Origin of the sequence: Nonomuraea zeae, from assembly GCF_005889725.1 — a bacterium.
GTDB classification, from domain to species: domain Bacteria; phylum Actinomycetota; class Actinomycetes; order Streptosporangiales; family Streptosporangiaceae; genus Nonomuraea; species Nonomuraea zeae.
Map to the genome: position 1 here is coordinate 45178 of NZ_VCKX01000019.1, position 24212 is coordinate 69389.

Annotated in this window: 23 protein-coding genes; 7 read left to right on the forward strand and 16 right to left on the reverse strand. The window is 70.5% G+C overall.

Going from position 1 to position 24212, the window contains the following annotated elements; genetic code table 11:
- Positions 1–54 precede the first annotated feature (54 nt).
- From ETD85_RS09030 to ETD85_RS09055, 6 genes are all read right to left on the reverse strand, one after another.
- Positions 55–420 carry a GNAT family N-acetyltransferase gene (locus ETD85_RS09030; protein ID WP_240779045.1) on the reverse strand — a complete coding sequence of 122 codons (366 nt, stop codon included), beginning with the start codon at positions 418–420 and terminating at the stop codon, positions 55–57.
- A gap of 450 nt (positions 421–870) precedes the next feature.
- A complete protein-coding gene (gene dapB, locus ETD85_RS09035; protein ID WP_138689163.1) occupies positions 871–1608 on the reverse strand; it encodes a 4-hydroxy-tetrahydrodipicolinate reductase in 738 nt (245 codons plus the stop codon).
- Between the two features lie 87 nt (positions 1609–1695).
- Positions 1696–3006 carry a M16 family metallopeptidase gene (locus ETD85_RS09040; protein ID WP_138689164.1) on the reverse strand — a complete coding sequence of 437 codons (1311 nt, stop codon included), beginning with the start codon at positions 3004–3006 and terminating at the stop codon, positions 1696–1698.
- A complete protein-coding gene (locus tag ETD85_RS09045; protein WP_138689165.1) occupies positions 3003–5333 on the reverse strand; it encodes a polyribonucleotide nucleotidyltransferase in 2331 nt (776 codons plus the stop codon). Before ETD85_RS09045 ends, ETD85_RS09040 begins: the two co-directional genes overlap by 4 nt.
- Positions 5334–5632: 299 nt before the next feature.
- Positions 5633–5902, reverse strand: a complete 270-nt coding sequence (gene rpsO / locus ETD85_RS09050; protein WP_138689166.1) for a 30S ribosomal protein S15 — start codon at positions 5900–5902, stop codon at positions 5633–5635.
- A 215-nt stretch (positions 5903–6117) separates the two neighbouring features.
- The gene (locus ETD85_RS09055; protein ID WP_138689196.1) at positions 6118–7044 is read right to left on the reverse strand and encodes a bifunctional riboflavin kinase/FAD synthetase; all 927 of its coding nucleotides are present in this window, start codon (positions 7042–7044) and stop codon (positions 6118–6120) included.
- Positions 7045–7161: 117 nt separating this feature from the next.
- Between ETD85_RS09055 and ETD85_RS09060 the strand changes: the two genes are divergently transcribed.
- Positions 7162–8181, forward strand: coding sequence for a TRM11 family SAM-dependent methyltransferase (locus ETD85_RS09060; RefSeq protein ID WP_138689167.1), 1020 nt, complete (start codon positions 7162–7164; stop codon positions 8179–8181).
- A gap of 61 nt (positions 8182–8242) precedes the next feature.
- On the opposite strand, the gene truB is transcribed toward ETD85_RS09060, so the two are convergent.
- The 8 genes from truB to rimP form a co-directional block, all read right to left on the reverse strand.
- A complete protein-coding gene (truB, locus tag ETD85_RS09065; protein WP_138689168.1) occupies positions 8243–9115 on the reverse strand; it encodes a tRNA pseudouridine(55) synthase TruB in 873 nt (290 codons plus the stop codon).
- Entirely contained in the window at positions 9115–10164 is a 1050-nt protein-coding gene (locus tag ETD85_RS09070; protein ID WP_138689169.1) for a DHH family phosphoesterase, read from the reverse strand. The genes truB and ETD85_RS09070 overlap by 1 nt, the downstream gene beginning before the upstream one ends.
- The gene (gene rbfA / locus ETD85_RS09075) at positions 10161–10643 is read right to left on the reverse strand and encodes a 30S ribosome-binding factor RbfA (RefSeq protein ID WP_138689170.1); all 483 of its coding nucleotides are present in this window, start codon (positions 10641–10643) and stop codon (positions 10161–10163) included. Before rbfA ends, ETD85_RS09070 begins: the two co-directional genes overlap by 4 nt.
- Before the next feature lie 39 nt (positions 10644–10682).
- Entirely contained in the window at positions 10683–10979 is a 297-nt protein-coding gene (locus ETD85_RS09080) for a DUF503 domain-containing protein (RefSeq protein ID WP_138689171.1), read from the reverse strand.
- A gap of 120 nt (positions 10980–11099) precedes the next feature.
- The gene (gene infB, locus ETD85_RS09085) at positions 11100–14150 is read right to left on the reverse strand and encodes a translation initiation factor IF-2 (RefSeq protein WP_138689172.1); all 3051 of its coding nucleotides are present in this window, start codon (positions 14148–14150) and stop codon (positions 11100–11102) included.
- A 126-nt stretch (positions 14151–14276) separates the two neighbouring features.
- A complete protein-coding gene (locus ETD85_RS09090; protein WP_138689173.1) occupies positions 14277–14576 on the reverse strand; it encodes a YlxR family protein in 300 nt (99 codons plus the stop codon).
- Positions 14560–15564, reverse strand: a complete 1005-nt coding sequence (gene nusA / locus ETD85_RS09095) for a transcription termination factor NusA (RefSeq protein ID WP_138689174.1) — start codon at positions 15562–15564, stop codon at positions 14560–14562. The genes ETD85_RS09090 and nusA overlap by 17 nt, the downstream gene beginning before the upstream one ends.
- A 13-nt stretch (positions 15565–15577) precedes the next feature.
- Positions 15578–16063: a ribosome maturation factor RimP gene (gene rimP / locus ETD85_RS09100; RefSeq protein WP_138689175.1), complete on the reverse strand. Its 486-nt coding sequence runs from the start codon at positions 16061–16063 to the stop codon at positions 15578–15580.
- A 221-nt stretch (positions 16064–16284) separates the two neighbouring features.
- Between rimP and ETD85_RS09105 the strand changes: the two genes are divergently transcribed.
- Positions 16285–16779: a hypothetical protein gene (locus tag ETD85_RS09105; RefSeq protein ID WP_138689176.1), complete on the forward strand. Its 495-nt coding sequence runs from the start codon at positions 16285–16287 to the stop codon at positions 16777–16779.
- Between the two features lie 8 nt (positions 16780–16787).
- Positions 16788–17264: a ferritin-like domain-containing protein gene (locus ETD85_RS09110; protein ID WP_240779046.1), complete on the forward strand. Its 477-nt coding sequence runs from the start codon at positions 16788–16790 to the stop codon at positions 17262–17264.
- Positions 17265–17294: 30 nt separating this feature from the next.
- Here the strand turns inward: ETD85_RS09110 and ETD85_RS09115 are convergent, their stop codons facing one another.
- Positions 17295–18413 (reverse strand): ArsR/SmtB family transcription factor, encoded by a 1119-nt coding sequence (locus ETD85_RS09115; protein ID WP_206058200.1) that lies wholly within the window; start codon positions 18411–18413, stop codon positions 17295–17297.
- A gap of 68 nt (positions 18414–18481) precedes the next feature.
- Here ETD85_RS09115 and ETD85_RS09120 point away from each other — a divergent pair, with 68 nt between their 5' ends.
- Genes ETD85_RS09120 through ETD85_RS09135 form a run of 4 tightly spaced genes read left to right on the forward strand, consistent with a single transcriptional unit; the run spans position 18482 to position 22281 of the window.
- The gene (locus ETD85_RS09120; protein WP_138689179.1) at positions 18482–19327 is read left to right on the forward strand and encodes an alpha/beta hydrolase family protein; all 846 of its coding nucleotides are present in this window, start codon (positions 18482–18484) and stop codon (positions 19325–19327) included.
- Positions 19324–20316 carry a Bug family tripartite tricarboxylate transporter substrate binding protein gene (locus ETD85_RS09125; RefSeq protein WP_138689180.1) on the forward strand — a complete coding sequence of 331 codons (993 nt, stop codon included), beginning with the start codon at positions 19324–19326 and terminating at the stop codon, positions 20314–20316. The genes ETD85_RS09120 and ETD85_RS09125 overlap by 4 nt, the downstream gene beginning before the upstream one ends.
- The gene (locus tag ETD85_RS09130; protein WP_170246580.1) at positions 20313–20780 is read left to right on the forward strand and encodes a tripartite tricarboxylate transporter TctB family protein; all 468 of its coding nucleotides are present in this window, start codon (positions 20313–20315) and stop codon (positions 20778–20780) included. The genes ETD85_RS09125 and ETD85_RS09130 overlap by 4 nt, the downstream gene beginning before the upstream one ends.
- Before the next feature lies 1 nt (position 20781).
- On the forward strand, positions 20782–22281 hold the full coding sequence (locus ETD85_RS09135; RefSeq protein WP_138689182.1) for a tripartite tricarboxylate transporter permease: 1500 nt from the start codon (positions 20782–20784) through the stop codon (positions 22279–22281).
- 149 nt (positions 22282–22430) lie between these two features.
- Here ETD85_RS09135 and ETD85_RS09140 read toward each other — a convergent pair whose 3' ends face one another.
- The gene (locus tag ETD85_RS09140) at positions 22431–24176 is read right to left on the reverse strand and encodes a proline--tRNA ligase (RefSeq protein ID WP_206058201.1); all 1746 of its coding nucleotides are present in this window, start codon (positions 24174–24176) and stop codon (positions 22431–22433) included.
- Positions 24177–24212 lie beyond the last annotated feature (36 nt).

Genomic DNA, 24212 nt, shown 5'->3' on the forward strand with positions numbered 1-24212 from the left:
TCAGCGGCACACCGGGCCGACCGGCGGTCAGTGGCGCCAAAAGCCGTTTGACGGTCAGCGGCGCATCACCACGCGGGGCGCGACCTCGATCCCCAGCTCCCGCTCGTGCTCCACCAGCGCGCGCAGCTCGGGCCCCCACTCGGCCTCGGGCATCACCGCGAAGCCGTGCCGCTCGTACCACGGCGCGTTCCACGGCACGTCCCGGTACGTCGTCAGCGTCACCGCGGGTGCGCCCGCCGCCCGCGCGTGCTCGATCACCGCCGTCACCAGCCGCCCGCCGATCCCCTGGCGCATGCTCTCGGGATGCACGGCGAGCTGGTCGAGATGCAGGTTGCCGTCCACCCAGCCGATGAGCGCGAACCCGGCCGGCGGCTCCCCCTCGACCAGCACGACCTCAGGGTCGTCCACCTCTTCGATCATGGTGGTACCAGGCGGAAATACGATGCCTACCTGCTCGAAAAGCCGATCAGCGGCCAGCTCTACGGATACCAGCTCAGAAAGGTCGGCGGCCTCAGCCCATCGCACCATGCCGACACGATCTCATGTTTCGGGCAGATGTCGCTGATCGTATTAGGGTTGATGATCGTAGGCCCGGCTGTGCGGAGCCGGGACCCTCTCCTCACGGCGTGCCCACGACCTGCTGGTGGTGGGCACGTCGTGTGCGCCGCCCCAGGCGGCGGCACAAAGGTCGGCGCGCAGAGGTCGGTGCACGAAGGTCAGGACGCGAAGGCCAGGACGCGAAGGCCAAGACGCGAAGGCCAAGACGCGAAGGCCAAGACGCGAAGGCCAAGACGCGACGGCCAAGACGCGACGGCCAAGACGCGACGGCCAAGACGCGACGGTCAGGGCGCGAGGGTCAGGGCGCGACGGTCAGAGGTCGAGCAACGGCTCCAGGCCCACGGTCAGGCCGGGCAGCTCGCCCACCCTGCGCACGCCGAGCAGCACGCCGGGCGCGAACGCCGACCTGCTCATCGTGTCGTGCCTGATCGTCAGGATCTCGCCGTCGCCGCCGAGCAGCACCTCCTGGTGCGCGATCAGCCCGGACAGCCGCACGGCGTGCACGTGCACCCCGCCGACTTCCGCGCCGCGGGCGCCGTCGAGCGCCGTGCTCGTGGCGTCGGGCATCTGACCGAGCCCGGCCTTGCTGCGCGCCTCGGCCACCAGCTCAGCAGTGCGGCGAGCCGTGCCGGAAGGGGCGTCGGCCTTGTTGGGGTGATGCAGCTCGACGATCTCGACGGACTCGAAGTGCCTGGCCGCCTGCTGCGCGAAGTGCATCATGAGGACGGCCGCGATGCCGAAGTTGGGGGCGATCAGGCAGTTGGTGCCGGGAGCGGCCGCCAGCCAGCCACGCACGGTCTCGAGGCGGCCCTCGTCGAACCCGGTCGTCCCCACCACGGGGTGGATGCCGTGCGAGATCGCCCATTCGAGGTTGCCCATGACCACACCGGGATGGGTGAAGTCGACCACCACCTCGGCGCCTTCGAGCCCCTCGATGGAGTCGTCCTTGTCGAGCGCGGCCACCAGCTCCATGTCGGTGGCCGCCTCGACCGCCTTGCACACCTCGGCACCCACGCGACCGCGGGCACCGAGCACACCTACCTTGATCACACCGTCAACCCTATACCAACCGGAAATCCGGCCGCTCTCGGACCGTTTTTCCTGGTCACCGACGAATCGGCGGAGAGCGGCTCCAGGTCAGCGCAGGGCGTCGGAGAAGTCCTTGTCGCCGTACGGGCCGATCACGGCGAGCGTGAGCGGCCGGTTGAGCACGTCGGCGGCCACCTCGGAGATCTCGTCGGGCGTGACGGCCTCGATGCGTGCCAGCACCTCGTCCACCGACATCAGCTCGTCGTAGACCAGCTCGTTCTTGCCGATGCGCGACATGCGCGAGCCGGTGTCCTCGAGGCCGAGCACGAGCCCGCCGCGCATCTGTCCCTTGCCGCGCATGATCTCGTCGGCGCTCAGGCCCTCGGCCACCACCCTGGACACCTCGTCCCGGCAGATCTTGAGCACGTCGTCGATCTTCGAGGGCAGGCAGCCCACGTAGATGCCGAACTGCCCGGTGTCGGCGTAGGCGGAGGTGTAGCTGTAGGCGGAGTAGGCCAGGCCGCGCTTCTCCCTGATCTCCTGGAAGAGTCTGGACGACATGCCACCGCCCAGCGCGGCGTTGAGCACGCCGAGCGCGAACCTGCGATCGTCGGTGCGGGACAGGCCGGTCGTGCCGAGCACCAGGTTGGCCTGCTCGGTCGGCCGGTCGAGCACCTTGACGCCGGACCGCGTCCGCGCGCCGGGACCGCTGGTGCGCGGCGGCTCGAACTCGGCGGGCCCGCTCAGCGCGCCCGCCCGCTCGTAGGCCCTGGTGACGAGCTCCACGACCTCTTCGTGCCGTACGTTGCCCGCCACCGACACCACCGTCCGGCGCGGCCGGTAGTAGCGGTGGTAGTACTCGGCGATCCGCTCGCGCCCCAGCGTGTTGATCGACTCGACCGTGCCCAGGATGGGCCGGCCGATCGGCGAGTCACCGTAGAGCGCGGCGGCGAACTGCTCGTGCACCACGTCAGAGGGGTCGTCGTCGTGCATGGCGATCTCTTCGAGGATCACGCCCCGCTCGGAGTCGACGTCCTCGTCGGTGACCAGCGAGCTGGTCACCACGTCGGCGAGCACGTCGACCGCGATCGGCAGGTCCTCGTCGAGGACCCGCGCGTAGTAGCAGGTGTACTCCTTGGCGGTGAAAGCGTTGATCTCACCGCCGATGCCCTCGATCGAGGCGGAGATCTCCATCGCGTCACGCGTGGGGGTGCCCTTGAACAGCAGGTGCTCAAGGAAGTGGGTGGCCCCCATGTGCTCGGGGGCCTCGTCACGCGAGCCGATGCCGACCCACATGCCGACCGCGACGCTGCGCACGGTCGGCATGGTCTCGGTCACCACACGCAGCCCACCCGGGAGGACGGTGCGCCTTACCACCCCGGCTCCGTCCTTGCCGGGGTGCAGCGTGGTGGTGGTCACGAGTTCCGTTCGTCCCCTTCGTTACGGGTGCTGCGCACGCGCGTACGGGTGCGGCGGGGCCGCTCGGAGCGCTCCTCGGCGGCCGCGGGCGCGGCGCCGTCCTGCTGGGCGGGCGCGTCGTCGCCGTCGTCGCCCTTGGCCTCCTTCTCGGCGGCCTCCTTCTCGATGACCTCGACGGGCACCAGGGAGAGCTTGCCCCGGCCGTCGATCTCGGCGATCTCGACCTGGATCTTCTCGCCGACGCTCATCACGTCCTCGACGTTCTCGATCCGCTTGCCGCCGTGCAGCTTGCGGATCTGGGAGACGTGCAGCAGGCCGTCCTTGCCCGGCATGAGCGAGACGAACGCGCCGAAGGCCGCGATCTTGACGACCGTGCCCAGGTAGCGCTCGCCGACCTCCGGCATGTGCGGGTTCGCGATGCCGTTGATCGCCGTACGGGCCGCCTCGGCGGACGGTCCGTCGGTGGCGCCGATGTAGATCGTGCCGTCGTCCTCGATGGTGATCTCGGCGCCCGTGTCGTCCTGGATCTGGTTGATCATCTTGCCCTTCGGGCCGATGACCTCGCCGATCTTGTCCACGGGGACCTTGATGGTGATGATGCGCGGCGCGGTCGGGTTCATCTCCGCCGGAGAGTCGATCGCCTCCTGCATCACGTCGAGGATCGCCAGGCGGGCGCCCTTGGCCTGCTTGAGCGCGCCGGCCAGCACGGAGGCGGGGATGCCGTCGAGCTTGGTGTCGAGCTGCAGGGCGGTGATGACGTCCTTGGTGCCGGCGACCTTGAAGTCCATGTCGCCCATGGCGTCCTCGGCGCCCAGGATGTCGGTCAGCGTGACGTAGGAGTCACCCTCGCCGATCAGGCCCATCGCGATGCCCGCGACCATCTCCCTGAGCGGCACACCGGCGTCGAGCAGCGCCATCGTGGAGGCGCAGACCGAGCCCATCGAGGTGGAGCCGTTGGAGCCGAGCGCCTCGGAGACCTGGCGGATGGCGTAGGGGAACTCCTCGCGCGTGGGCAGCACCGGGATCAGCGCCCGCTCGGCCAGCGCGCCGTGACCGATCTCGCGGCGCTTGGGCGAGCCCACCCGGCCGGTCTCCCCGGTGGAGTAGGGGGGGAAGTTGTAGTTGTGCATGTAGCGCTTGGTCCGCTCGGGGTTGAGCGTGTCGATGACCTGCTCCATGCGCAGCATGTTGAGGGTGGTGATGCCCATGATCTGGGTCTCGCCACGCTCGAACAGCGCCGAGCCGTGCACCCGGGGCACCACGTGGACCTCGGCGGACAGCGCGCGGATGTCCTTGGTGCCGCGGCCGTCGATGCGGATGCCCTCGCTGATGACCCGCTCGCGCATGAGCTTCTTCATCACCGAGCGGAACGCCGCGGAGATCTCCTTCTCGCGCCCCTCGAACTCGGGCAGGAGCTTCTCGCCGGCCAGCGCCTTGACCTTGTCCAGCTCGTTCTCGCGCTCCTGCTTGCCCGCGATGGTCAGCGCGGCGGCGAGCTCGGTCTTCACCGCGGCCTCGACCGCGGCGTAGACGTCCTCCTGGTAGTCCAGGAAGACCGGGTATTCGGCCGTCTCCTTGGCCGCGACCTGTGCGATGCGCGACTGCGCCTCGCACAGCACCTTGATGAAGGGCTTGGCGGCCTCGAGGCCCTGCGCGACGGTCTCCTCGGTGGGCGCGACCGCGCCCTCGGCGACCAGCTTGAGCGTGTCCTTGGTGGACTCGGCCTCGACCATCATGATGGCGACGTCGCCGTCGGCGAGCACGCGGCCCGCCACGACCATGTCGAACGTGGCCCGCTCCAGCTCGTGGTGCGTCGGGAACGCGACCCACTGGCCGTCGATCAGCGCGACCCGCACGCCGCCGATCGGGCCGGAGAACGGCAGGCCGGCGAGCTGGGTGGACAGGGACGCGGCGTTGATGGCCACCACGTCGTAGAGGTGGTCGGGGTTGAGCGCCATGACGGTGGCGACGACCTGGATCTCGTTGCGCAGGCCCTTGACGAACGACGGGCGCAGCGGCCGGTCGATCAGCCGGCAGGTGAGGATCGCGTCCTCGGAGGGACGGCCCTCACGGCGGAAGAACGAGCCGGGGATGCGGCCCGCGGCGTACATGCGCTCTTCGACGTCCACCGTGAGCGGGAAGAAGTCGAAGTTCTCCTTCGGCGACTTGGACGCGGTGGTCGCGGAGAGGACCATCGTGTCGTTGTCGAGATAGGCGACGGCCGAACCGGCCGCCTGGCGCGCGAGACGACCGGTTTCGAACCGGATCGTGCGCGTGCCGAATGAGCCGTTGTCTATGACGGCTTCAGCGGTGTGGACACCCTCCACGGGGGACCTCCTTGTGGTCGGTCTCCCGCGCCCTTTTCTCACCGGCACCCTCGTTAGGTGCAGCGCCGGTCTTCGATCGAAGCGCCCGGTCGAGGATCACTGTCATTCCTACCGGAAGCCACTACCGAGGACCGGCCCGCAGGCGTCGCGGGTCGCATGGTGCTGAGCGGACGCGGGGGCTGTGTGTCTCGGATATTCAGTTGTACGTCAGGCGCGCGGCCGTTTCACGTCGCCACGCGCCGCCTCTCAGGGCTTACCCATATGAGAAGGGAGCGGCGCGGACGCCGCTCCCTTTCATGCTATCGGCGCAGGCCGAGCCGCTCGATCAGCGAGCGGTAACGCTGGATGTCGACCTTCTGCAGGTACTTCAGCAGGCGGCGCCGGCGACCGACGAGCAGAAGCAGACCACGACGGCTGTGGTGGTCGTGCTTGTGCGTCTTCAGGTGCTCGGTGAGCTCGCTGATGCGCTTGCTCAGCAGCGCGATCTGCACCTCGGGCGAACCAGTGTCGCCGTCGGCCGTCGCATATTCGCTGATGATGGTCTTCTTGGCAGCGGTGTCGAGGGACACGGCTCTCCTTCAATCTACGGACACGCGCGAATGAGATGAATAGCGCGAACGACCGTGCGTGCCTACAGTCGCCGCGTGAAGGCCGTCATGGGCAGCGCGCAGCACCGCCGCTACAGAGCCGACATGCAAGGCTACCACTTGGTAAGCGGTGTCCGGCACAACCGGTCATCCTTTACTCGCGGGCCGTGCCGCCCTCCGGCGTGTGGCGCGACGGCTCAGCCGGTGAGCCGGCGGGTGGCGTCCACGTCCGCGTGGATCTGCGCGATGAGGGCGTCGATCGAGTCGAAGCGGGTGTTGCCGCGCAGCCGGGCGGCGAACTCGACCGCGACGTGCGCCCCGTACAGCTCCAGGTCGTCCCGGTCCAGCGCGTAGGCCTCCACCGTCCGCGGCACGCCCTCGAACGTCGGGTTCGTGCCGACCGAGATCGCCGCCGGCCACCGCTCGCCCTCGTAGAGAGTGGGCAGGTTCGCCACGGGCACGCACTCCAGCCAGCCCGCGTAGACCCCGTCCGCCGGGATGGCCGTGTGCTGGGGCGTCTCGACGTTCGCGGTCGGGAAGCCGAGCTGGCGGCCCCGCTGGTAGCCGCGTACGACCACGCCCTCGACGCGGTGCGGCCGGCCGAGCCGGTCCGCGGCGCCCTCGACGTCGCCCCGCACGAGGGATTCGCGGATCGCGGTCGAGGAGATGGCGTCAAGGCTGGGCACAGTTTCGACCTCAAAATCGTATTTATCGCCCAGCGTCCGCAATATCTCGACATCGCCGCTGGCGCCCTGCCCGAACCGGAAATCCTCCCCCACCACCACGACCGCCGCCCGCAACCGCTCACCCAGCACGTTCTGGACGAAGTCCCCCGCGCTGGTCCGCGACAGGTCCAGCGTGAACTCCACCACGTCGACCTCGTCCACCCCCAGCCCGGTCAGCAGCTCGGCCCGGCGTCGCAGGCTCGTGAGCCGCTGCGGGTGCGCCCCGGGGCGCACGACCTCGTCGGGATGCGGCTCGAACGTGACGGCCACGCTGCGCAGCCCTCGCTCGCGGGCGATGCCGACGGCGCGCTCGACCACCCGCTGGTGTCCGCGGTGGACCCCGTCGTACACGCCGATGGTGACGACAGACCTTCCCGAACCCTGCACGCTAGGCCCCATTCGCTCGTGGCGGATCAATCGCACACAAGCCTGCCATGCTCCTCCGTGTTACCTCCAATCGAGAGGGGTATAGACGGTTGCCGGGCTCCCGCGCGCCGCCGGATAGGATCGGTCATCGTGCCTCGATACGCGCTCCTGATCCTGCCTGCCTTCAACCGCGTCTACGGAGAGAGCTCCGTGCGGCTGACGAAGAGCGAGCTGGCCGTCTTCAGCGACCGCGCCCTCGGCCAGGCGGTGCTGGACAGCGAGGAGACGGTCATCGGCGGCGTGCCGTACGTGACGTTCGAGACGCCGGACCCCCTCTCCCAGCCCGACATTTCGCTTTTGTCAAACCTTTCCTCTGTTTACGCGATTTTTGGGGTCGAAGGTGAGCTGCTCCGCCCGCTGACCATGGAGTCCCTCGACCGGCTGAGCAGCGACCTGATCACCATCCAGAAATACGCCGGCAAGACCAACGAGCACTTCACCAAGCTGCTGCTCAACGTCACGGTGCTGGCAGGCGGCAAGGGGCTCGGCGAGCGGCTGTCGGTGTTCGACCCGCTGTGCGGCCGCGGCACGACACTCAACCAGGCCCTCATGTACGGCTACGACGCCTACGGGATCGACGTCGACGGCAAGGACTTCGAGGCCTACTCCGGCTTCGTCAAGACCTGGCTGCGCAACAAGCGGCTCAAGCACACCGCCGAGACCGTGCCGGTGCGCCGCGAGCGGGCCCTGGTCGGGAAGCGGCTCAATGTCACGTTCGGCCTGTCGAAGGAGTCGGTCAAGGCCGGCGACGTGCAGCACCTGACCGTGGTCAACGCCGACACCCTCAGGAGCAGGGAGTTCTTCAAGCCGCGCTCGTTCGACGTCTTGGTCACCGACGCCCCCTACGGCGTCCAGCACGGCAGCAAGGGCGGCACCGGCCTGTCCCGCAGCCCGCTGGAGCTGCTCAGGAAGGCCGTCCCGGTGTGGGCCGAGCTGCTGCGCCCTGACGGCGCGATGGGGATCGCCTGGAACACCTACGGCGGCAAGAGCGCCGAGCTGGCCGAGATCCTCAGGGCCGCCGGCCTGGAGGTGCTGGACTATCCCGATTTCGAGCACTGGGTGGACCAGGCGATCGTCCGCGACATCATCGTCGCCCGCAAGCCGGCGTAGCCCGCGTAGCCTGCGTAAGCCCGCCTAGAGCTCGCGTAAGCCCGCGAGGGCGGGGATGCGGCTACGACACGAAGACGGCGATCGGCCTGGCCGTGCGCCCCTGCTCCTCCACCAGCGCCAGCAGCTCGCCCTCCGGCCCGAACACGCCGATCGGCCCCTCCCCGAGCCCGACCGCGGGCAGCCGGCCACCGTGCCCGATGACGCGCGCCTCCTCGGCCGTGACGTCCCTGCGCGGGAAGGCCGCCGACACCGCCTCGGCGATCGGCAGGATCACGCACTCCTCGGCGAGCTGCTCCACGCTCCTGGCCAGTGACAGGTCATAGGGCCCCACCCGGGTGCGCCGCAGCCGCGTCAGATGCCCGCCCACCCCGAGCCCGGCCCCGAGGTCACGGGCGAGCGCGCGGATGTAGGTGCCGCTGGAGCAGGTCACGACCGCGTCCACGTCCACGACCTCGCCCTCGGCCCTGATGTCGAGCACGTCGAAGGCCCGCACGGTGACGGGCCGGGCCGACAGCTCGACCTCCTCGCCCGCGCGCGCCTTCTTGTAGGCCCGCTCGCCGTGCACCTTGATCGCGCTCACCTGCGGCGGGACCTGCATGATCTCGCCGGTCAGCGCCGCGACGCCCTGGCGGATCCCGGCCGCCGTCACGCCCGCAGCCGACGCCGTGGCGGTGGTCTCGCCCTCGGCGTCGTCGGTGTTCGTGCTGACGCCGAGCCTGATCGTGGCCTCGTAGACCTTCTCCGTCAGCGTCAGGTGCCCGAGCAGCCGGGTCGCCTTCTCGATGCCGACCACCAGCACGCCGGTGGCCATCGGGTCGAGCGTGCCCGCGTGGCCCACGCGACGGGTGCCCGCGATGCGCCGCATCTTGGCCACCACGTCGTGGGAGGTCCACTCCCCCGCCTTGTCGACGATGATCAGACCGCTCTCGGCCATCAAGCCTTCCCCAGCTCTCGCCTGAACTTCGCCATGGTCTCCTCCACACTGTCGTGCGAGGTGTAGCCGGCCGCGTTGTGGTGCCCGCCGCCGCCCAGGGCCGCGCACACCGCCCCCAGGTCGACGCTGCCCTTGGACCTGGTCGACACCTGCCAGGCCCCCTGGTCGTCCTCCTTGAGCACGGCCGCGACCTGAGCCTCGTCGGTACGCCGGACGATGTCGATGATCCCCTCAAGCTCCGCGTACGGCAGCCCGTACGCGGCCCGGTCGACCCGCGTCACGTACGTCCACACCAGCTGCCCCTCCAGCGTCACCCGCTCCAGCGCCCTGGCCAGCACCTTGAGGTAGCCGAACGGCGAGCGGTCCCACAGCTCCCTGGCGATCTCGTCGGTACGCAGCCCCGTGGCCACGAGCCTGGCCGCCATCTGGTGCACGGCCGGCGTGGTCGAGGCGTATCGGAACGATCCCGTGTCGGTCACCAGGCCCGCGTACAGGCAGGTGGCGATGTCGCGGTCGAGCCGCCCGCCGAGCCGGTAGACGAGCTGCTCGGCCAGCATGGCCGTGGCCGCCGCCTTGGAGTCGATGAGGCTCAGCGTGCCGAACCCCTCGTTGGACGGGTGATGGTCGACCACGACGACCTCCCGGGCCCTGGCGGTGCTGTCACGCAGCAGCCCCAGCCGCTCGAACGTCGAGGCGTCGAAGGTGATCATCAGGTCGGGCGCCGCCGGGTAGTCCTCGGGCGGCACCAGCATCTCCTGGCCGGGCAGGAAGCGCAGCAGCCGCGGCACCGCGAAGTGGCGGTCGCCGAACGACGCCACGACCCGCTTGCCCATCGACCGCAGCACGAAGCCCACGGCCAGCATCGAGCCGAGCGCGTCCCCGTCGGGCGTCACGTGACAGGACAGTGCGATCTCGTCGGCCTGGCCGATCAGCTGCACCGCCCGATCCCAGGCCGCCTCAGGGATCGGGCAGCTCTCGGCCGCACGCGCGCCCACATGGGATGGGGTGTGGGACGGGCGCTCGGCTCTGTCGCGGACGTCGGGCGTCACGCCTGGTCGTCCTTGCCGGACTCGGGGACGATCTCAGGCTCGGGACCCCCGTCCAGGATGTCGTCGGGCTTCCGGTAGGGGTCGGACTCCCCGGCGTACGCGGCGCCCTCGGCCTTGCGCGCCACCTCGGCGTCCCGCGCCCTGGCGGCGTTGATCAGGTCGTCGAGCTGGCGCGCGCTGTCGGGCAGCGGGTCGTGCTTGAACGTCAGCGTCGGGGTGAACCGCACGCCGGTCTGGCGTCCGACCTCGGAGCGGATGATCCCCTTGGCGCTTTCGAGGGCAGCCGCACTGTCGGCCCGCTCGGCGTCGGAGCCGAACACCGTGTAGAACACCGTCGCCTCGCGAAGGTCCGCGGTGATCCGCGTGTCGGTCACGGTGACGAAGCCCAGACGCGGGTCCTTGATCCGGCGCTCCAGCATCTCGGCGACGATCTGCTGGATGCGGTCGGCGAGCTTGCGCGCTCGTGCGGCATCCACCATGTTCGCTCCCCCTCACGCACGACCTGGCCGTGCAGTCGATCAATCTTCGTCGTTGTAGAGCCGGTGCCGGGCCGACAGCAGCTCGATCTCCGGGCGGAACGCCACCATCCGCTCACAGGCGTCCAGCACCTCGTTGCAGTTACCCGCGGAGGCGGAGACCACCGCGACGCCGATCTCAGCTCTGCGATGCAGGTCGAGATGGCCGGTCTCGGCCACCGCGATGCTGGGATAACGGCGCTGCAGCTCGGCGATCAGCGGCCGGACGACAGAGCGCTTCTGCTTCAGCGATCGGACGTCGCCGAGCAGGATGTCCAGGGTCAGAGCACCCACATACATCGTTGATGACCACCGCTTGGCCTGGTGTGGTGAGCGCACGAGCGGCCTGCTGCGGTGGAGACCAGGCCAGGACGTGCGAGGGGCGCCCGGCGGATGTCCCGCCGGGCGCCCGGCCGCGCATCACACGCGCGGCTTCTCCCGCATCTCGAACGTCTCGATCACGTCGTCGATCCGGATGTCGTTGTAACCGACCCCGATGCCGCACTCGAAGCCCTCGCGGACCTCGGTCGCGTCATCCTTGAACCGACGCAGGGACGAGACGGTCAGGTTGTCGGCGATGACGACGCCATCGCGGATGATCCTGGCCTTGCTGTTGCGGACGATGAGACCGGAGCGGACCAGCGAACCGGCAACGTTGCCGATCTTCGGCACCTTGAAGACCTCGCGGACTTCGGCGGTGCCCATCTGGACCTCTTCGAACTCGGGCTTGAGCATGCCCTTGAGCGCCGCTTCGATTTCCTCGATCGCCTGGTAGATGACCGAGTAGTAGCGGATGTCGACGCCCTCGCGCTCGGCCAGGTCGCGCGCCCGAGGCTCGGGGCGGACGTTGAAGCCGATGATGACCGCGTTGTCGTCGGCGACGGCCAGGTTGACGTCGTACTCGGTGATCGCGCCGACCGCGCGGTGCAGGACACGAAGCCTGACCTCGTCGCCGACATCGATCTTGAGCAGGGCGTCTTCCAGGGCCTCCACCGAACCGGACACGTCACCCTTGATGATGAGCTTGAGCTCGTCGACGCGACCCTTCTCAAGGTCGCTGAACAGCTCTTCGAGGGTGCGGCGACGGCTCGACTTCGCCATGTCGGCGCTGCGCTTGCGCGCCGCGCGCTGCTGGGCGATCTGGCGGGCCATGCGGTCGTCGGTGACCACGATGAAGTTGTCACCGGCGCTCGGCACGGCCGTCAGGCCCATCACCAGGACCGGACGGGACGGCGTGGCCTCCTCGACCAGCTCGCCACTGTCGTCGAGCATCGCGCGGACGCGGCCGAAGGCCTCGCCACACACGATCGAGTCGCCGACGCGCAGCGTGCCGCGCTGGACCAGGACGGTCGCGACCGGGCCGCGGCCCTTGTCGAGGTGCGCCTCGATCGCGATGCCCTGCGCGTCCATCGTCGGGTTGGCCCGCAGGTCGAGCTCGGCGTCCGCGGTCAGGACGATGGCCTCGAGGAGCTCGTCGATGCCCGTGCCGTTCTTCGCCGAGATGTCGACGAACAGCGTCGAGCCGCCGTACTCCTCCGCCACCAGGCCGTACTCGGTGAGCTGGGCGCGAACCTTGTTCGGGTCTGCGCCCTCCTTGTCGACCTTGTTGACCGCGACCACGATCGGGACCTCGGCCGCCTGGGCGTGGTTGAGCGCCTCGATCGTCTGCGGCTTCACACCGTCGTCGGCCGCGACCACCAGCACCGCGATGTCGGTGGACTTGGCGCCTCGGGCACGCATGGCGGTGAACGCCTCGTGACCCGGGGTGTCGATGAAGGTGATCTTCCGCTCTTCGCCCTCGTGCTCGGCGGCGACCTGGTAAGCACCGATGTGCTGGGTGATGCCACCCGCCTCGCGCGCCACCACATTGGTCTTGCGGATGGCGTCGAGCAGCTTGGTCTTACCGTGGTCGACGTGACCCATGACGGTCACGACCGGCGGGCGCGCGGCCAGGTCGGCCTCGTCGCCCTCGTCCTCGCCGAACTCGATGTCGAAGGCCTCGAGAAGCTCGCGGTCCTCCTCCTCCGGGCTGACGACCTGGATGTCGTAGTCGAGCTCCTGGCCGAGAAGCTGCAGCGTCTCCTCGTTGACCGACTGGGTCGCGGTCACCATCTCGCCGAGGTGCAGCATGATCTGCACGAGCGAGGCGGGGTTCGCGCCGATGCGGTCGGCGAAGTCGGACAGCGACGCACCGCGCGGAAGGCGGATCGTCGCGCCGTTGCCGCGAGCGACCTGCACACCGCCGATCGCCGGCGCCGACATGTTGTCGAACTCCTGGCGCCTCTGACGCTTCGACTTGCGGCCACGCGCGGGACGGCCGCCGGGACGCCCGAAGGCTCCCGCGGTGCCACCGCCGCGTCCGCGACCGCCGCCACCGGGACGACCGCCGAAGCCGCCGCCACCGCCACCGGGACCACCGGTGCCGGTGCGCTGGCCGGTGCCGCCACCGCCGGGACGACCGGCGAAGCCGCCGCCACCGCCGCCGGGACCGGCAGGACGACCCTGCGGCATCATCATCGGGTTGGGCCGCGGGCCACCAGGACGGGGACCGCCGGCACCGGGGCCGGGACGCGGACCACCCGCACCGGGCGGGCCGGGACGCGGGCCACCGGGACGAGGACCACCCTCGCCGCCGCCCCTGCCCTGCGGCGGACGCGGGATCGCACCGTCACGCGGCGGACCGTCGCGACGCTCGCGCTGACCCGGGCCGCTGCCGCCTTCGCGGTTGCCGCCGGGACGCGGCGGCCGGGACTGGCCCATGCCGCTGGCGTTGGACGAGAACGGGTTGTTACCGGGACGCGGACCACGCGGGCCCGGCTTGGGGCCGGGACCGGGACGCGGGCCGCCACCGGGACGCGGCGCCTGCTGGGCGCCACGCTCGCCGCGGTCGACACCGCGGTCGCCACGCTGCTCACCGCCGCGCTCGCCACCGCCGGGCCCCGGACGGGGCGCGGGGCCGGGCTTGGGACCCGGGCGAGCGGCAGGACCGGGGCGCGGGCCCGGAGCGGGCCGCGCCGGCGCGGCGCTTTCGAAGCGCGCCTGCGGAGCCCCGGACGTCTCGCCGCGAGCGGCCTCAGGCTGCTGTTGCGGCTGGTGGGGCATGGGAACCGGCGGGCGCGGCTGAGCGCCGCCCGCGGGACCAGCGGGACCAGGACGCGGGCCAGGCTTGGGACCCGGACCCGGACGTGGGACGGAGGGGACAGGCGCCTCCGCAGCACCGTTACCGGCCTGGCTTTCCGCCGGCCGGGGAGCAGCCCTTGGCGGCTGCGGCTTGTTGGACGGCGAACCGCCGCCCCTGGAGGGCCCACCCTTCGATGCACCCAGAGCTTCGGTGAGCCTGCGGACCACCGGCGCTTCGATGGTCGAGGACGCCGAACGGACGAACTCCCCCATCTCTTGGAGCTTGGCCATGACGACCTTGCTCTCTACGCCGAACTCCTTAGCGAGCTCGTATACCCGGACCTTCGCCACTGCACTCCCTTACTCGGCCCGGGAGGCTGGCTAATGCCGTCCGGACCGTCGCTACCTTGACGTCTTCATCGCCGCGTGCTCATCAGGCGCTCATAGCAATCTGACTCCGCCCATCAACTCGGCGTCCTACATGACATTTCGTGGTTCTCCTTCCAGGTGCGCCCGCACTCGCGAGACGTCAAGCGGCCCCGGCACGCGGAACGCGCGCGGGAACGCTCGGCGACGCTCGGCAAGCTCCAGACAGCTCAAGGCCGGATGCAGCGATGCACCGCGACCAGGGAGCTGTCCTCGCAGGTCAGGGACCACTTGATCCTCGACCTGCACCAGGCGGAGCAGCTCGGACTTAGCCGTGCGAACCCTGCAGCCCACACAGGTGCGCTGTGGGGCGGCGTGGCCACCATATTCCAGCTTACCGCGTTGACGCATCTACGGAACCGGCGGCATCCTCGGCTTGGGTATCGGGCCGGATGTCGATCCGCCATCCGGTGAGTCGCGCGGCGAGCCGGGCGTTCTGTCCTTCTTTCCCGATGGCCAGCGAGAGCTGGTAGTCGGGCACGGTCACCCGCGCCACGCGCCCGTCGAGATCGAGAACCTCAACGTGGGAAACGCGGGCGGGAGACAGGGCATTCCCGACGAAATCACCGGGGTCCTCGGACCAGTCGATGATGTCGATCTTCTCGCCGTGCAGCTCGGTCATCACGTTGCGCACGCGCGAGCCCATCGGGCCGATGCACGCGCCCTTGGCGTTGACGCCGGGCTTGCGGGAGCGGACCGCGATCTTCGTACGGTGGCCGGCCTCGCGCGCCACCGCGGCGATCTCCACGGTGCCGTCGGCGATCTCGGGCACCTCCAGCGCGAACAGCTTCTTCACCAGCCCGGGATGCGTGCGCGACAAGGTGACGGAGGGGCCCTTGTGGCCCTTCTTCACCTGCACCACGTAGGCGCGGATGCGCTCTCCGTGCACGTATTCCTCGCCGGGGACCTGCTCGGCGTGCGGCAGGACGGCCTCGATCTTGCCGAGGTCGACCAGCACCACGCGCGGGTCCTTGCCCTGCTGGATGACGCCGGAGACCAGCTCGCCCTCGCGGCTGGCGAACTCGCCGAAGTTGATCTCGTCTTCGGCGTCGCGCAGCTGCTGCAGGATGACCTGCTTGGCGGTGGTGGCGGCGATCCGGCTGAAATTGTTGGGGGTGTCGTCGAACTCTCGTGCGACCTCACCCTCCTCATCCAGCTCCGCCGCCCAGATCGTGACGTGGCCGCTGCCCCTGTCGAGCTCGGCCCGCGCCTTGGAGGCCGCGCCGTCGGTGCGGAAGTACGCGATCAGCAGCGCGTCCTCGATCGCCTTGACGACCAGGTCGAAGGAGATGTCCTTCTCCCGCTCCAGGCTGCGCAGGACGCTCATGTCGATGTCCACGACGGCTCCCCCCTTAGCCTTCGTCGCCGTCGACGTCGTCGAGCCGGCGGAACTCCACTTGTACCCGTCCCCGGGTCAGGTCTTCATAATCAAGCCGGCGCGCGGCGCCCGCGACGTCGAGGTCGACGCCGCTCTCGTCCGCGGCCACGATCCGGCCCTCAAGCACGGTGCCGTCTCTCATCTCCGCCTTGACCAGCCGCTTGGCCGCGCGGCGCCAGTGGCGCGGCTCGGTGAGTGGGCGGTCGACACCCGGCGAAGAGACCTCGAGCGTGTAAGCCGCCTGGCCCATCGCGTCGTCGTCGTCCAGTGCCGTGGAGACTGCCTGGCTCACGTCGGCCACGTCGTCCAGGCTCACGCCGCCGTCGCGATCGACGATCACGCGCAGCAGCCGTCTTTTGCCCGCCTGGGTGACCGTGACGTCCTCCAGGTCGAGGCCCTCCGCGCTGACCACGGGCTCAAGGAGCTTCATCAGGTGGTCGCGGGGTGATGCGCTGCCCATATCGACCTCCCCTATTGTCATGTCTCAGCCGGGCGGACCTCGCCACTGGCCTTGCGCCGTCTGGCTGCTCAGCCAGCGACGACAGTTGACACCCTATCCGTATGAGGGCACGGAAAGAGCGCCACTCGTCGTGGTCGAATGGCGGGCGTCGCCTGACGGCGATCGCGAACACTAGCCCGTACGATGCTATCTGCGTCCGTAGTCACTGGAGGTCTGAGCCCGTGCGCCCGCGTCATCTGTCCCGGCGAGTCGTGCTGGCGGGCAGCGCGGCCGCCCTCACCGCCTGCAGCGGGACCGGGCCCGCGCAACCGCCGCCCCAGCCCACGGACTCTCCTGAGACGCTCCTGCTGAAGGACCTGATCGCGGAGAAGGAACGCACGGTGGCGCTCTATTCCTCCCTGATCTCCGGTGGGGCGGACGAGCTGGCGCCCTTCAGAGATCGGCACCAGGCCCATCTGGCCGCGTTGCGCAAACATGTCGCGACGCCCGCCACGCCACCGGGATCGCCATCCGCGTCTCCCTCGGCCTCCCCGTCAGCCTCCCCGTCGGCCTCTACGGCCAAGGTCTCGCTGTCGAAGCTGAGGGAGCTGGAGCGCAAGGCGGCGGCCCTGCGGCCCCGCCAGCTCGCCGGCGTCTCGCCCGGCGTGGCACAGCTCATCGCCAGCATCGGCGCCTGCGAGGCCGCGCACGTCGTCTCCCTGCCGAGGTCCCGATGAACGGGGCCGTGAGCGGTGCGGACGCCGACGTCGAGAAGCTGCGCAAGGCGCTGGCCGCCGAGCACGCGGTGCTGTTCGCGTACGGGCTGCTCGGCGCGCGGACGTCGGGGGCGCTGCGGGCGAAGATCAGCACGGCGTTCGACGCCCACCGGGCCCGGCGCGACCAGCTGCGCGCGCTCATCACCACGCGGGGCGGGAAGCCGGCCGAGCCGGACGCGTCGTACGCGCTGCCGTTCTTCCCCTCCAACGCCACGCTGGCCGTCAAGCTGGCGGTGCACCTGGAGACCGGGGTGACGGCCGCCTACCTGGAGCTGGCCGCCGCGCAGGACGCGGTGCTGCGCCGCTATGCCGCGCTGGCCATGCAGGAGGCGGTCACCCGCTCCTACTCCTTCCGCCCCGCCCAGCCGGCGGCCTTCCCCGGCATGCCCGTGGCGGCGGTGCCTGCCCCGCCCGCCACGACGGCGGCGGTACGGGACGGCGAATAGGCCGGGCCGCCCCCGGTCCACGGCGGGCTGTCAGCGGTACAGGACGGAGAGCAGGTCGGGCCCGAGGCGTTCGATGGCCTCGGCGTCGAGCTGGTAGTAGACGACCGAGCCGCGCCGGTGCGTGTGCACGAGCTGGGCCTCCCGCAGCCTGCGCAGGTGCCTGGAGACCTGGGGCGCGGTCATGCCGAGCTGGGTGGCCAGCTCGGCGGTGGCGACGGGATTGCGCAGGATCGCGTAGCAGAGCCGCAGCCTGGTCGGGTCCTGCAGGGCGGCGAGCCGGCGCCTGGCCGCCTCCAGGGACGGCGTGGCCGGGCCGCCGTCGTCGGCACCGTACTGGATCACCACCGGGTAGCCGGGGAAGTGCTTGATCACGAAGTGCGGCCGGCCGTGGACGGTCGGCACGATCAGGCAGGGGCGGTCGGCGTCGACCCGGGCGGTGGCGTTGTACAGCTTGTCGAACACGATGCGCAGCGGCCGCCCGTTCGCCTGCCCGTTCACCTGCCCGCTCACCGGGCCGCTCATCGGGCCGTCCGGCGGCGCGCTGGCGGTGGGGAACCCGGCTAGGGCCAGGGCGCCCCGCCTGCGCAGCTCGCGTTCGCGCAGCGCCGCGTCGCGGTCGAGCACCGGACGCAGCGCCGGCCACTCCTCGTCGAAGGCGACGGCCGCGAAGTCGGCGAGGAAGCCGAGCAGCTCGCCCCGGAACCCCTCAGGGTCGGCCCGCAGCCGGGCGCCGATCTCCATGCGGCTGGTGGAGATCAGCCGCAGCCGGTGCAGCACCTCGTCGCTGAGCTCGGGGCCGAGGTCGGTGTCGTTCTTGCCGATCAGGGCCTGCACGGTCATGGCCGTGAAGTCGCCGATGGGCAGCGCGGCCACTTCGCGCAGCTCGCCGGCCAGCGTACGCCGGGGTCCCGCCGACACCGGGAGCAGGTAGCGGGCGCGGAAGGCGCCCCAGAGCGGCGCCCAGGCGGCGGCGGTGGCCAGCAGCCCGCTGTCCAGAACGGCGTGCGTCCGCGCGACGTATCCGGCGCTCGCGGGGTGGTGGCCGGGCTCGTCGAGCGCGTGCAGGCAGGCGCACAGCTCGGCCAGCGGCGACTGCCGGACGAGGACGCATCCGGCGCCGGGCGGGTCAAGGAGGAGCGTGACGGCCACCCTGCACATTACCGCGTTGGCGGCAATCTCCTTGTGGACGATCCCGTGTTTGCCCAGGCTGTCGCCTCATGGCTGAGGCACTGCACGTGGTCAAGCATCCGACGGGGTTCTACTCGGCGGGTGCGACGACCGTCTTCGCGTCGAGATATGACCAGAGGTTCTCCTACTGCTTGTACGTCCCGTCCGCGCACGACCCGGACGGCGCTCCCCTGCCGCTGGCCGTCCTGCAGCACGGGACGGGGCGGCGCGGCCCGCAGTACCGCGACAACTTCGCCGACTGGGCCGAGGAGCACGGCTGCGTGGTGCTCGCCCCGCTCTTCCCCGCCGGCATCGTGGACCCCGACGACCTGCACAACTTCAAGTTCCTCAGGTACGGCGACATCCGCTTCGACCACGCGCTGCTGGCCATGGTCGACGAGGTCGGCGAGCGCTTCAACGTGGCCGCGGAGCGGTTCCTGCTGCACGGGTACTCGGGAGGCGGCCAGTTCGTGCACCGATTCGGCTACCTGCACCCGGACCGGCTCGCCGGATTGTCAATCGGTGCACCAGGGCGGATAACGTACATCGATCCGAGCAGCCCGTGGTGGATCGGGCTGAAGGGGTTCGAGGCGGAGTTCGGGTGCGCTCCGAGGGTGGAGGAGCTGCGCGAGGTGCCGGTGCAGATGGTCGTGGGCAGTGCCGACGTGGAGACCTGGGAGATCAACAACCCGGGCGACACCAACTGGATGGACGGCGCCGACGCCCACGGCGTCACGCGCATCGAGCGGCTCAGGGCGCTGCGCGACAACTTCGAGGCCCACGGCATCGGCGTGCGGTTCGACGTCGTTCCGGGCGTGGGCCACGACCCGATGCTGGTGCTCGATCCGGTCAAGGACTTCTTCGCTTCGATCCTCACCCCCCGGGAGTCATCATGAAGATCAGATTGCTGGCGGCGGTCGCGGTGACCGCGGCCGTGACGCTCACCGGCTGCGCCGTGGGCGAGAGCGCCGAGACGGACGGCGGCTATCCGAGCAAGGCCCTGTCGATCATGGCCCCGGGCAGCCCGGGCGGCGGCTGGGACACGCGGGCCCGCGGCATCGCCGCCGCGCTCAGCGAGTGCAAGGTGGCCGACGTCGACGCCACGGTCACGAACGTCCCCGGCGCGGGCGGCACGATCGGGCTGGCCCAGTTCGCCAAGAAGCAGGGCGATCCGTACCAGCTCATGGTCATGGACAGCGTGACCATGCTGGGCGGCATCGTGAACAACAAGTCGCCGGTCGACCTGTCGTCGCTCACCCCGGTGGCCGGGCTGAGCCGGGGGCCGAGCGCGATCGTGGTGCCGAAGGCGTCGCCGTACCGTGATCTGAAGGCGCTGCTCGACGCGATGGAGGCCAGGCCGCACAGTGTCAAGTGGACGGGCGGCTCGCTCGGCGGGCCCGGGCAGATGACCGTGGCGGGGCTGGCCAAGGGCCGGGGCATCGCCGCCAAGGAGATCAACTTCGTGCCCACCGCGGGCGGCGGCGAGTCCATGAACCTGCTGCTCAGCGGGGCCGCCACGGTCGGCGTGGACACCGTCGCCGAGCTGCGCGCGCAGCTCCAGGCCGGTGAGCTGCGGGCGCTCGCGGTGGACTCCGCCGAGCGGGTCGCCGGGGTGGACGCGCCCACGATGAAGGAGCTCGGGCTGGCCGACGAGGCGGTCTCCACGCTGGCCGGCGTGCTGGCGCCCGCCGGGCTGTCGAAGGAGCAGCAGCAGGACGTCATCGGCCTGCTCGACAAGGTCCGCCAGAGCTCGTGCTGGAAGAAGGTCCTGGAACGCAACAACTGGACCGAGGACTGGACGCCCGGCGACGAGTTCGGCAAGGTTCTGGCCGAGCAGCGGACGCAGGTGACCGCCATCCTGGGCGAGCTGGGGCTCGGCAAGTGACGCAGCGGATCGTCTCGCTCGGCTTCCTGCTGGCCGCCCTGGTCGTGCTGGCCCAGGCGGTCGCGATCCCGCAGGGCAACGGCTACCAGGCCGTGGGGCCCCGGGCGTTCCCGCTGCTGGTCGGTGGCGGGCTGGCCGTGGTGGCCGTCATCGGGGTCGTCCAGGCCTTCCGGCCCGGCGCGGCCGGCGCGCGGGAGTCCGAGCCGGACGAGGCCGGGAGCACGCACTGGCCGTCGGTGCTGTGGCTGGTGGGGGCATTGGCGGGGTACGCGCTGCTGCTCGTCCCCGCGGGTTACTGGCAGACGACCACCGTGTTCTTCGTGGCCGTCGCCAGAGTGCTGGGCAGCAGGAGGCCGGTCCGCGACGTCCTGGTGGGGCTGGTGCTGGCGCTGGCCACGTACTTCCTGTTCGACCGGCTCCTCGGCATCTCGCTGCCGCCGGGCCTGATCAGATTGGCGATCTGACATGGACGTGCTCGGCAACCTGCTCGACGGCTTCGGCCACGCGCTGAGCCTGCAGAACCTGCTGCTCGCCATGCTCGGCGTCACCGTCGGCACGCTCGTGGGCGTGCTGCCCGGGCTCGGGCCGGCCACGACGATCGCGTTGCTGCTGCCGCTGACGTTCGTGTTCGACCCGGTGGGGGCGTTCGTGATGTTCGCCGGGATCTACTACGGCGGCATGTACGGCGGCTCCACGACCGCGATCCTGCTCAACATCCCCGGCGAGACGGCGTCGATCCCGACGACGCTGGAGGGCTATCCGATGGCCAGGCGCGGCCGGGCTGGGGCGGCGCTGGCGACGGCGGCCATCGGGTCGTTCGTGGCGGGCACGATCTCGACGGTGGTCATCACCTTCCTCGCGCCCGGCATGTCGAACATCGCCAAGCTGATCCAGCCCGCCGAGTACTTCTCGATCATGGTGCTCGCGTTCGTGACGGTGACCTCGCTGATGGGCGACTCGATCGTGCGCGGGCTGTCGAGCCTGTTCCTGGGACTGACGATCGGGATGGTCGGCATCGACCAGATGACCGGGCAGCCGCGGTTCGCCTTCGGGGTGCCGGAGCTCTACGAGGGGCTGCCGGTGGTGGCGGTGGCGGTCGGGCTGTTCGCGGTGGCGGAGGCGGTCTCGACGGCCGCCGGGCGGCACCGGCCCGCGCAGGCTCCCGTCACGGTGGACGGGAAGATCGGGATGACCCGCGAGGACTGGCGGCGCTCGTGGAAGCCGTGGCTGCGGGGCACCGCGTTCGGGCTGCCCATCGGCTCGCTGCCCGCGGGCGGCGCGGAGCTGCCCACTTTCCTGAGCTACAACGTGGAGAAGCGGCTGTCCAAGCACAAGGAGGAGTTCGGGCAGGGGGCCATCGAAGGGGTCGCCGGGCCCGAGGCGGCCAACAACGCGGCGTTCTCCGGGGTGCTGGTGCCGCTGCTCACGCTGGGGATCCCGACGTCGGCCACGGCGAGCATGCTGCTGATCGCGTTCCAGATCTACAACGTGCAGCCGGGGCCGCAGCTCTTCGACCAGCAGCCGGTGCTGGTGTGGACCCTGATCGCCAGCCTCTACATCGGCAACGTGATGCTGCTCGTGCTGAACCTGCCGCTGATCCGGGTGTGGGTGAAGCTGCTCAGCGTGCCCGCCGCGCTGCTGACCGCCGCCATCCTGACGTTCGCCACGCTCGGGGTGTACTCGATCTCGCAGAGCGTGTTCGAGGTGCTGGTGGCCTACGGGTTCGGGCTGCTGGGGTGGGTGCTGCACCGGGCGCGGTATCCGGTGGCGCCGCTGATCCTGGGGGCGGTGCTGGGGCCGTTGATGGAGGTGCAGTTCAGGAGGGCGCTGGCGTTCAGCGAGGGGGATCCCTCGGTGTTCGTGACGCGGCCGGTGTCGCTGGTCATCCTGCTCGTCGCGGCGGCCTGCCTCGTCGGGCCGGCGGTGCTGCGCAGGCGGGCCAAGACACCGCTGCCGGCCGCCTGAGCGGCCCGAGCCGGCGGGCCGCTGCATCAGCCGTAACTAACCCGGCCTGGTACGCCGGACGGCGCGCGCCCTGGCTCTCATGCCAGGACGCGCGCCGTCCAGTCGATGCCCGTCCAGTCGACAGCCGTCCGGCCGATGGCGCCGGGGTGTCAGGCGGCGACGGCGGCGGCGATGCGGTCGGCGGCCTCTGCCAGGGGGATCTCGGACTTCTCGCCGGAGACCCGGTCGCGCAGCTCGACCACGCCCTGCGCCAGGCCCCGCCCGACGACCACGATCGTCGGGAGCCCCAGCAGCTCGGCGTCCTTGAACTTCACGCCGGGCGAGACCTGCGCCCGGTCGTCGACGAGGACCCGCAGCCCGCGCGACTCCAGCTCGGCGGCCAGCTCCAGGGCCGCCTCCACCTGGTTTTCCTTGCCCGTGCCGACGATGTGCACGTCGGCGGGCGCGACCTCGCGCGGCCACACGAGGCCGAGCGCGTCGTGGGCCTGCTCGGTGATGACCGCCACGGCCCGCGAGACGCCGATGCCGTAGGAGCCCATGGTGATGCGAATCGGCTTGCCGTCGGGGCCGAGCGCGTCGAGCCCGGCGACGTCGGCGTATTTCCGGCCGAGCTGGAAGATGTGGCCGATCTCGATGCCGCGGTCGATGGACAGCTCGGAGCCGCAGCGCGGGCAGGCGTCGCCGGCGCGCACCTCGGCGGCCTCGATCGTGCCGTCGGGGGTGAAGTCGCGCCCCGCGACCACGTTCGCCGCGTGCTTGCCCGGCTCGTTGGCGCCCGTCACCCAGGACGTGCCGGTGACGACCCGGGGGTCGACGAGGTAGCGGATGCCGAGCTCGCGCAGGATCTGCGGGCCGATGTAGCCGCGGACGAGGCCGGGGTGCTTGGCGAAGTCGGCGGCCTCGAAGATGGCGGGCTCGCCGGGCGCCAGCACCGCCTCCAGGCGCTTGAAGTCGACCTCGCGGTCGCCGGGCACGCCGATGATCAGCGTCTCGACCTTGTCGGTGCCGGGCGTGGTGACCTTGACGACGACGTTCTTCAGCGTCTGCGCGGCGGTGATCGACAGGCCGTGGTGCTCGTTGACGTGCGACACCAGCGTCTCGATGGTCGGGGTGTCGGGGGTGTCCATGACCTTGAGCGGCGCCACGTCGTCGAACGTGCGGGCGGCCGGCGCGGTGGTGGTGACGGCCTCGGCATTGGCCGCGTAGCCGCACGAGTGGCAGGCCACGAACGTGTCCTCGCCCGTGGGCGTGGGCGCCAGGAACTCCTCCGACGCCGAGCCGCCCATCGCGCCCGACTGGGCGAACACGATCTTGTAGCGGATGCCGAGACGGTCGAACGTCCGGATGTAGGCCTCGCGGTGCTGCTCGTAGGAGTGCTTGAGCCCGTCGTCGTCGAGGTCGAAGGAGTAGGAGTCCTTCATGAGGAACTCGCGGCCGCGCAGGATGCCCGCCCGGGGCCTGGCCTCGTCGCGGTATTTGGTCTGGATCTGGTAGAGCGTGACCGGATAGTCCTTGTAGGAGGAGTATTCGCCCTTGACCATGTCGGTGAAGAGCTCCTCGTGCGTCGGACCGAGGAGATAATCGGCGCCCTTGCGGTCGTGGAGCCGGAACAGGGTGTCGCCGTATTCGGTCCAGCGGCCGGTGGCCTCGTAATATTCGCGGGGCAGCAGGGCGGGGAAGAGCACTTCCTGAGCGCCCATCCGGTTCATTTCCTCGCGGACGATCCTGGTGACGTTTTCCAGCACCAGCTTGCCGAGGGGCAGCCAGGAGTAGATGCCGGGCGCCACGCGGCGGACGTATCCGGCGCGGACCAGCAGCTTGTGGCTCGGCACTTCCGCGTCTGCCGGGTCGTCCCGCAGGGTGCGAAGAAACAACGACGACATGCGCAGCAACACGGCTACTCCTTGCTCGAACCTGGATGTGAAGGACTA

What these genes read in the sequence shown, in the direction of transcription:
- ETD85_RS09030 (WP_240779045.1), bottom strand. Translation starts at nt 420, where the DNA reads ATGATCGAAGAGGTGGACGACCCTGAGGTCGTGCTGGTCGAGGGGGAG.
- ETD85_RS09055 (WP_138689196.1), bottom strand. Translation starts at nt 7,044, where the DNA reads ATGGGGCCTAGCGTGCAGGGTTCGGGAAGGTCTGTCGTCACCATCGGC.
- truB (WP_138689168.1), bottom strand. Translation starts at nt 9,115, where the DNA reads ATGGCCGAGAGCGGTCTGATCATCGTCGACAAGGCGGGGGAGTGGACC.
- rbfA (WP_138689170.1), bottom strand. Translation starts at nt 10,643, where the DNA reads ATGGTGGATGCCGCACGAGCGCGCAAGCTCGCCGACCGCATCCAGCAG.
- ETD85_RS09080 (WP_138689171.1), bottom strand. Translation starts at nt 10,979, where the DNA reads ATGTATGTGGGTGCTCTGACCCTGGACATCCTGCTCGGCGACGTCCGA.
- ETD85_RS09090 (WP_138689173.1), bottom strand. Translation starts at nt 14,576, where the DNA reads ATGCGTCAACGCGGTAAGCTGGAATATGGTGGCCACGCCGCCCCACAG.
- rimP (WP_138689175.1), bottom strand. Translation starts at nt 16,063, where the DNA reads ATGGGCAGCGCATCACCCCGCGACCACCTGATGAAGCTCCTTGAGCCC.
- ETD85_RS09120 (WP_138689179.1), top strand. Translation starts at nt 18,482, where the DNA reads ATGGCTGAGGCACTGCACGTGGTCAAGCATCCGACGGGGTTCTACTCG.
- ETD85_RS09125 (WP_138689180.1), top strand. Translation starts at nt 19,324, where the DNA reads ATGAAGATCAGATTGCTGGCGGCGGTCGCGGTGACCGCGGCCGTGACG.
- ETD85_RS09135 (WP_138689182.1), top strand. Translation starts at nt 20,782, where the DNA reads ATGGACGTGCTCGGCAACCTGCTCGACGGCTTCGGCCACGCGCTGAGC.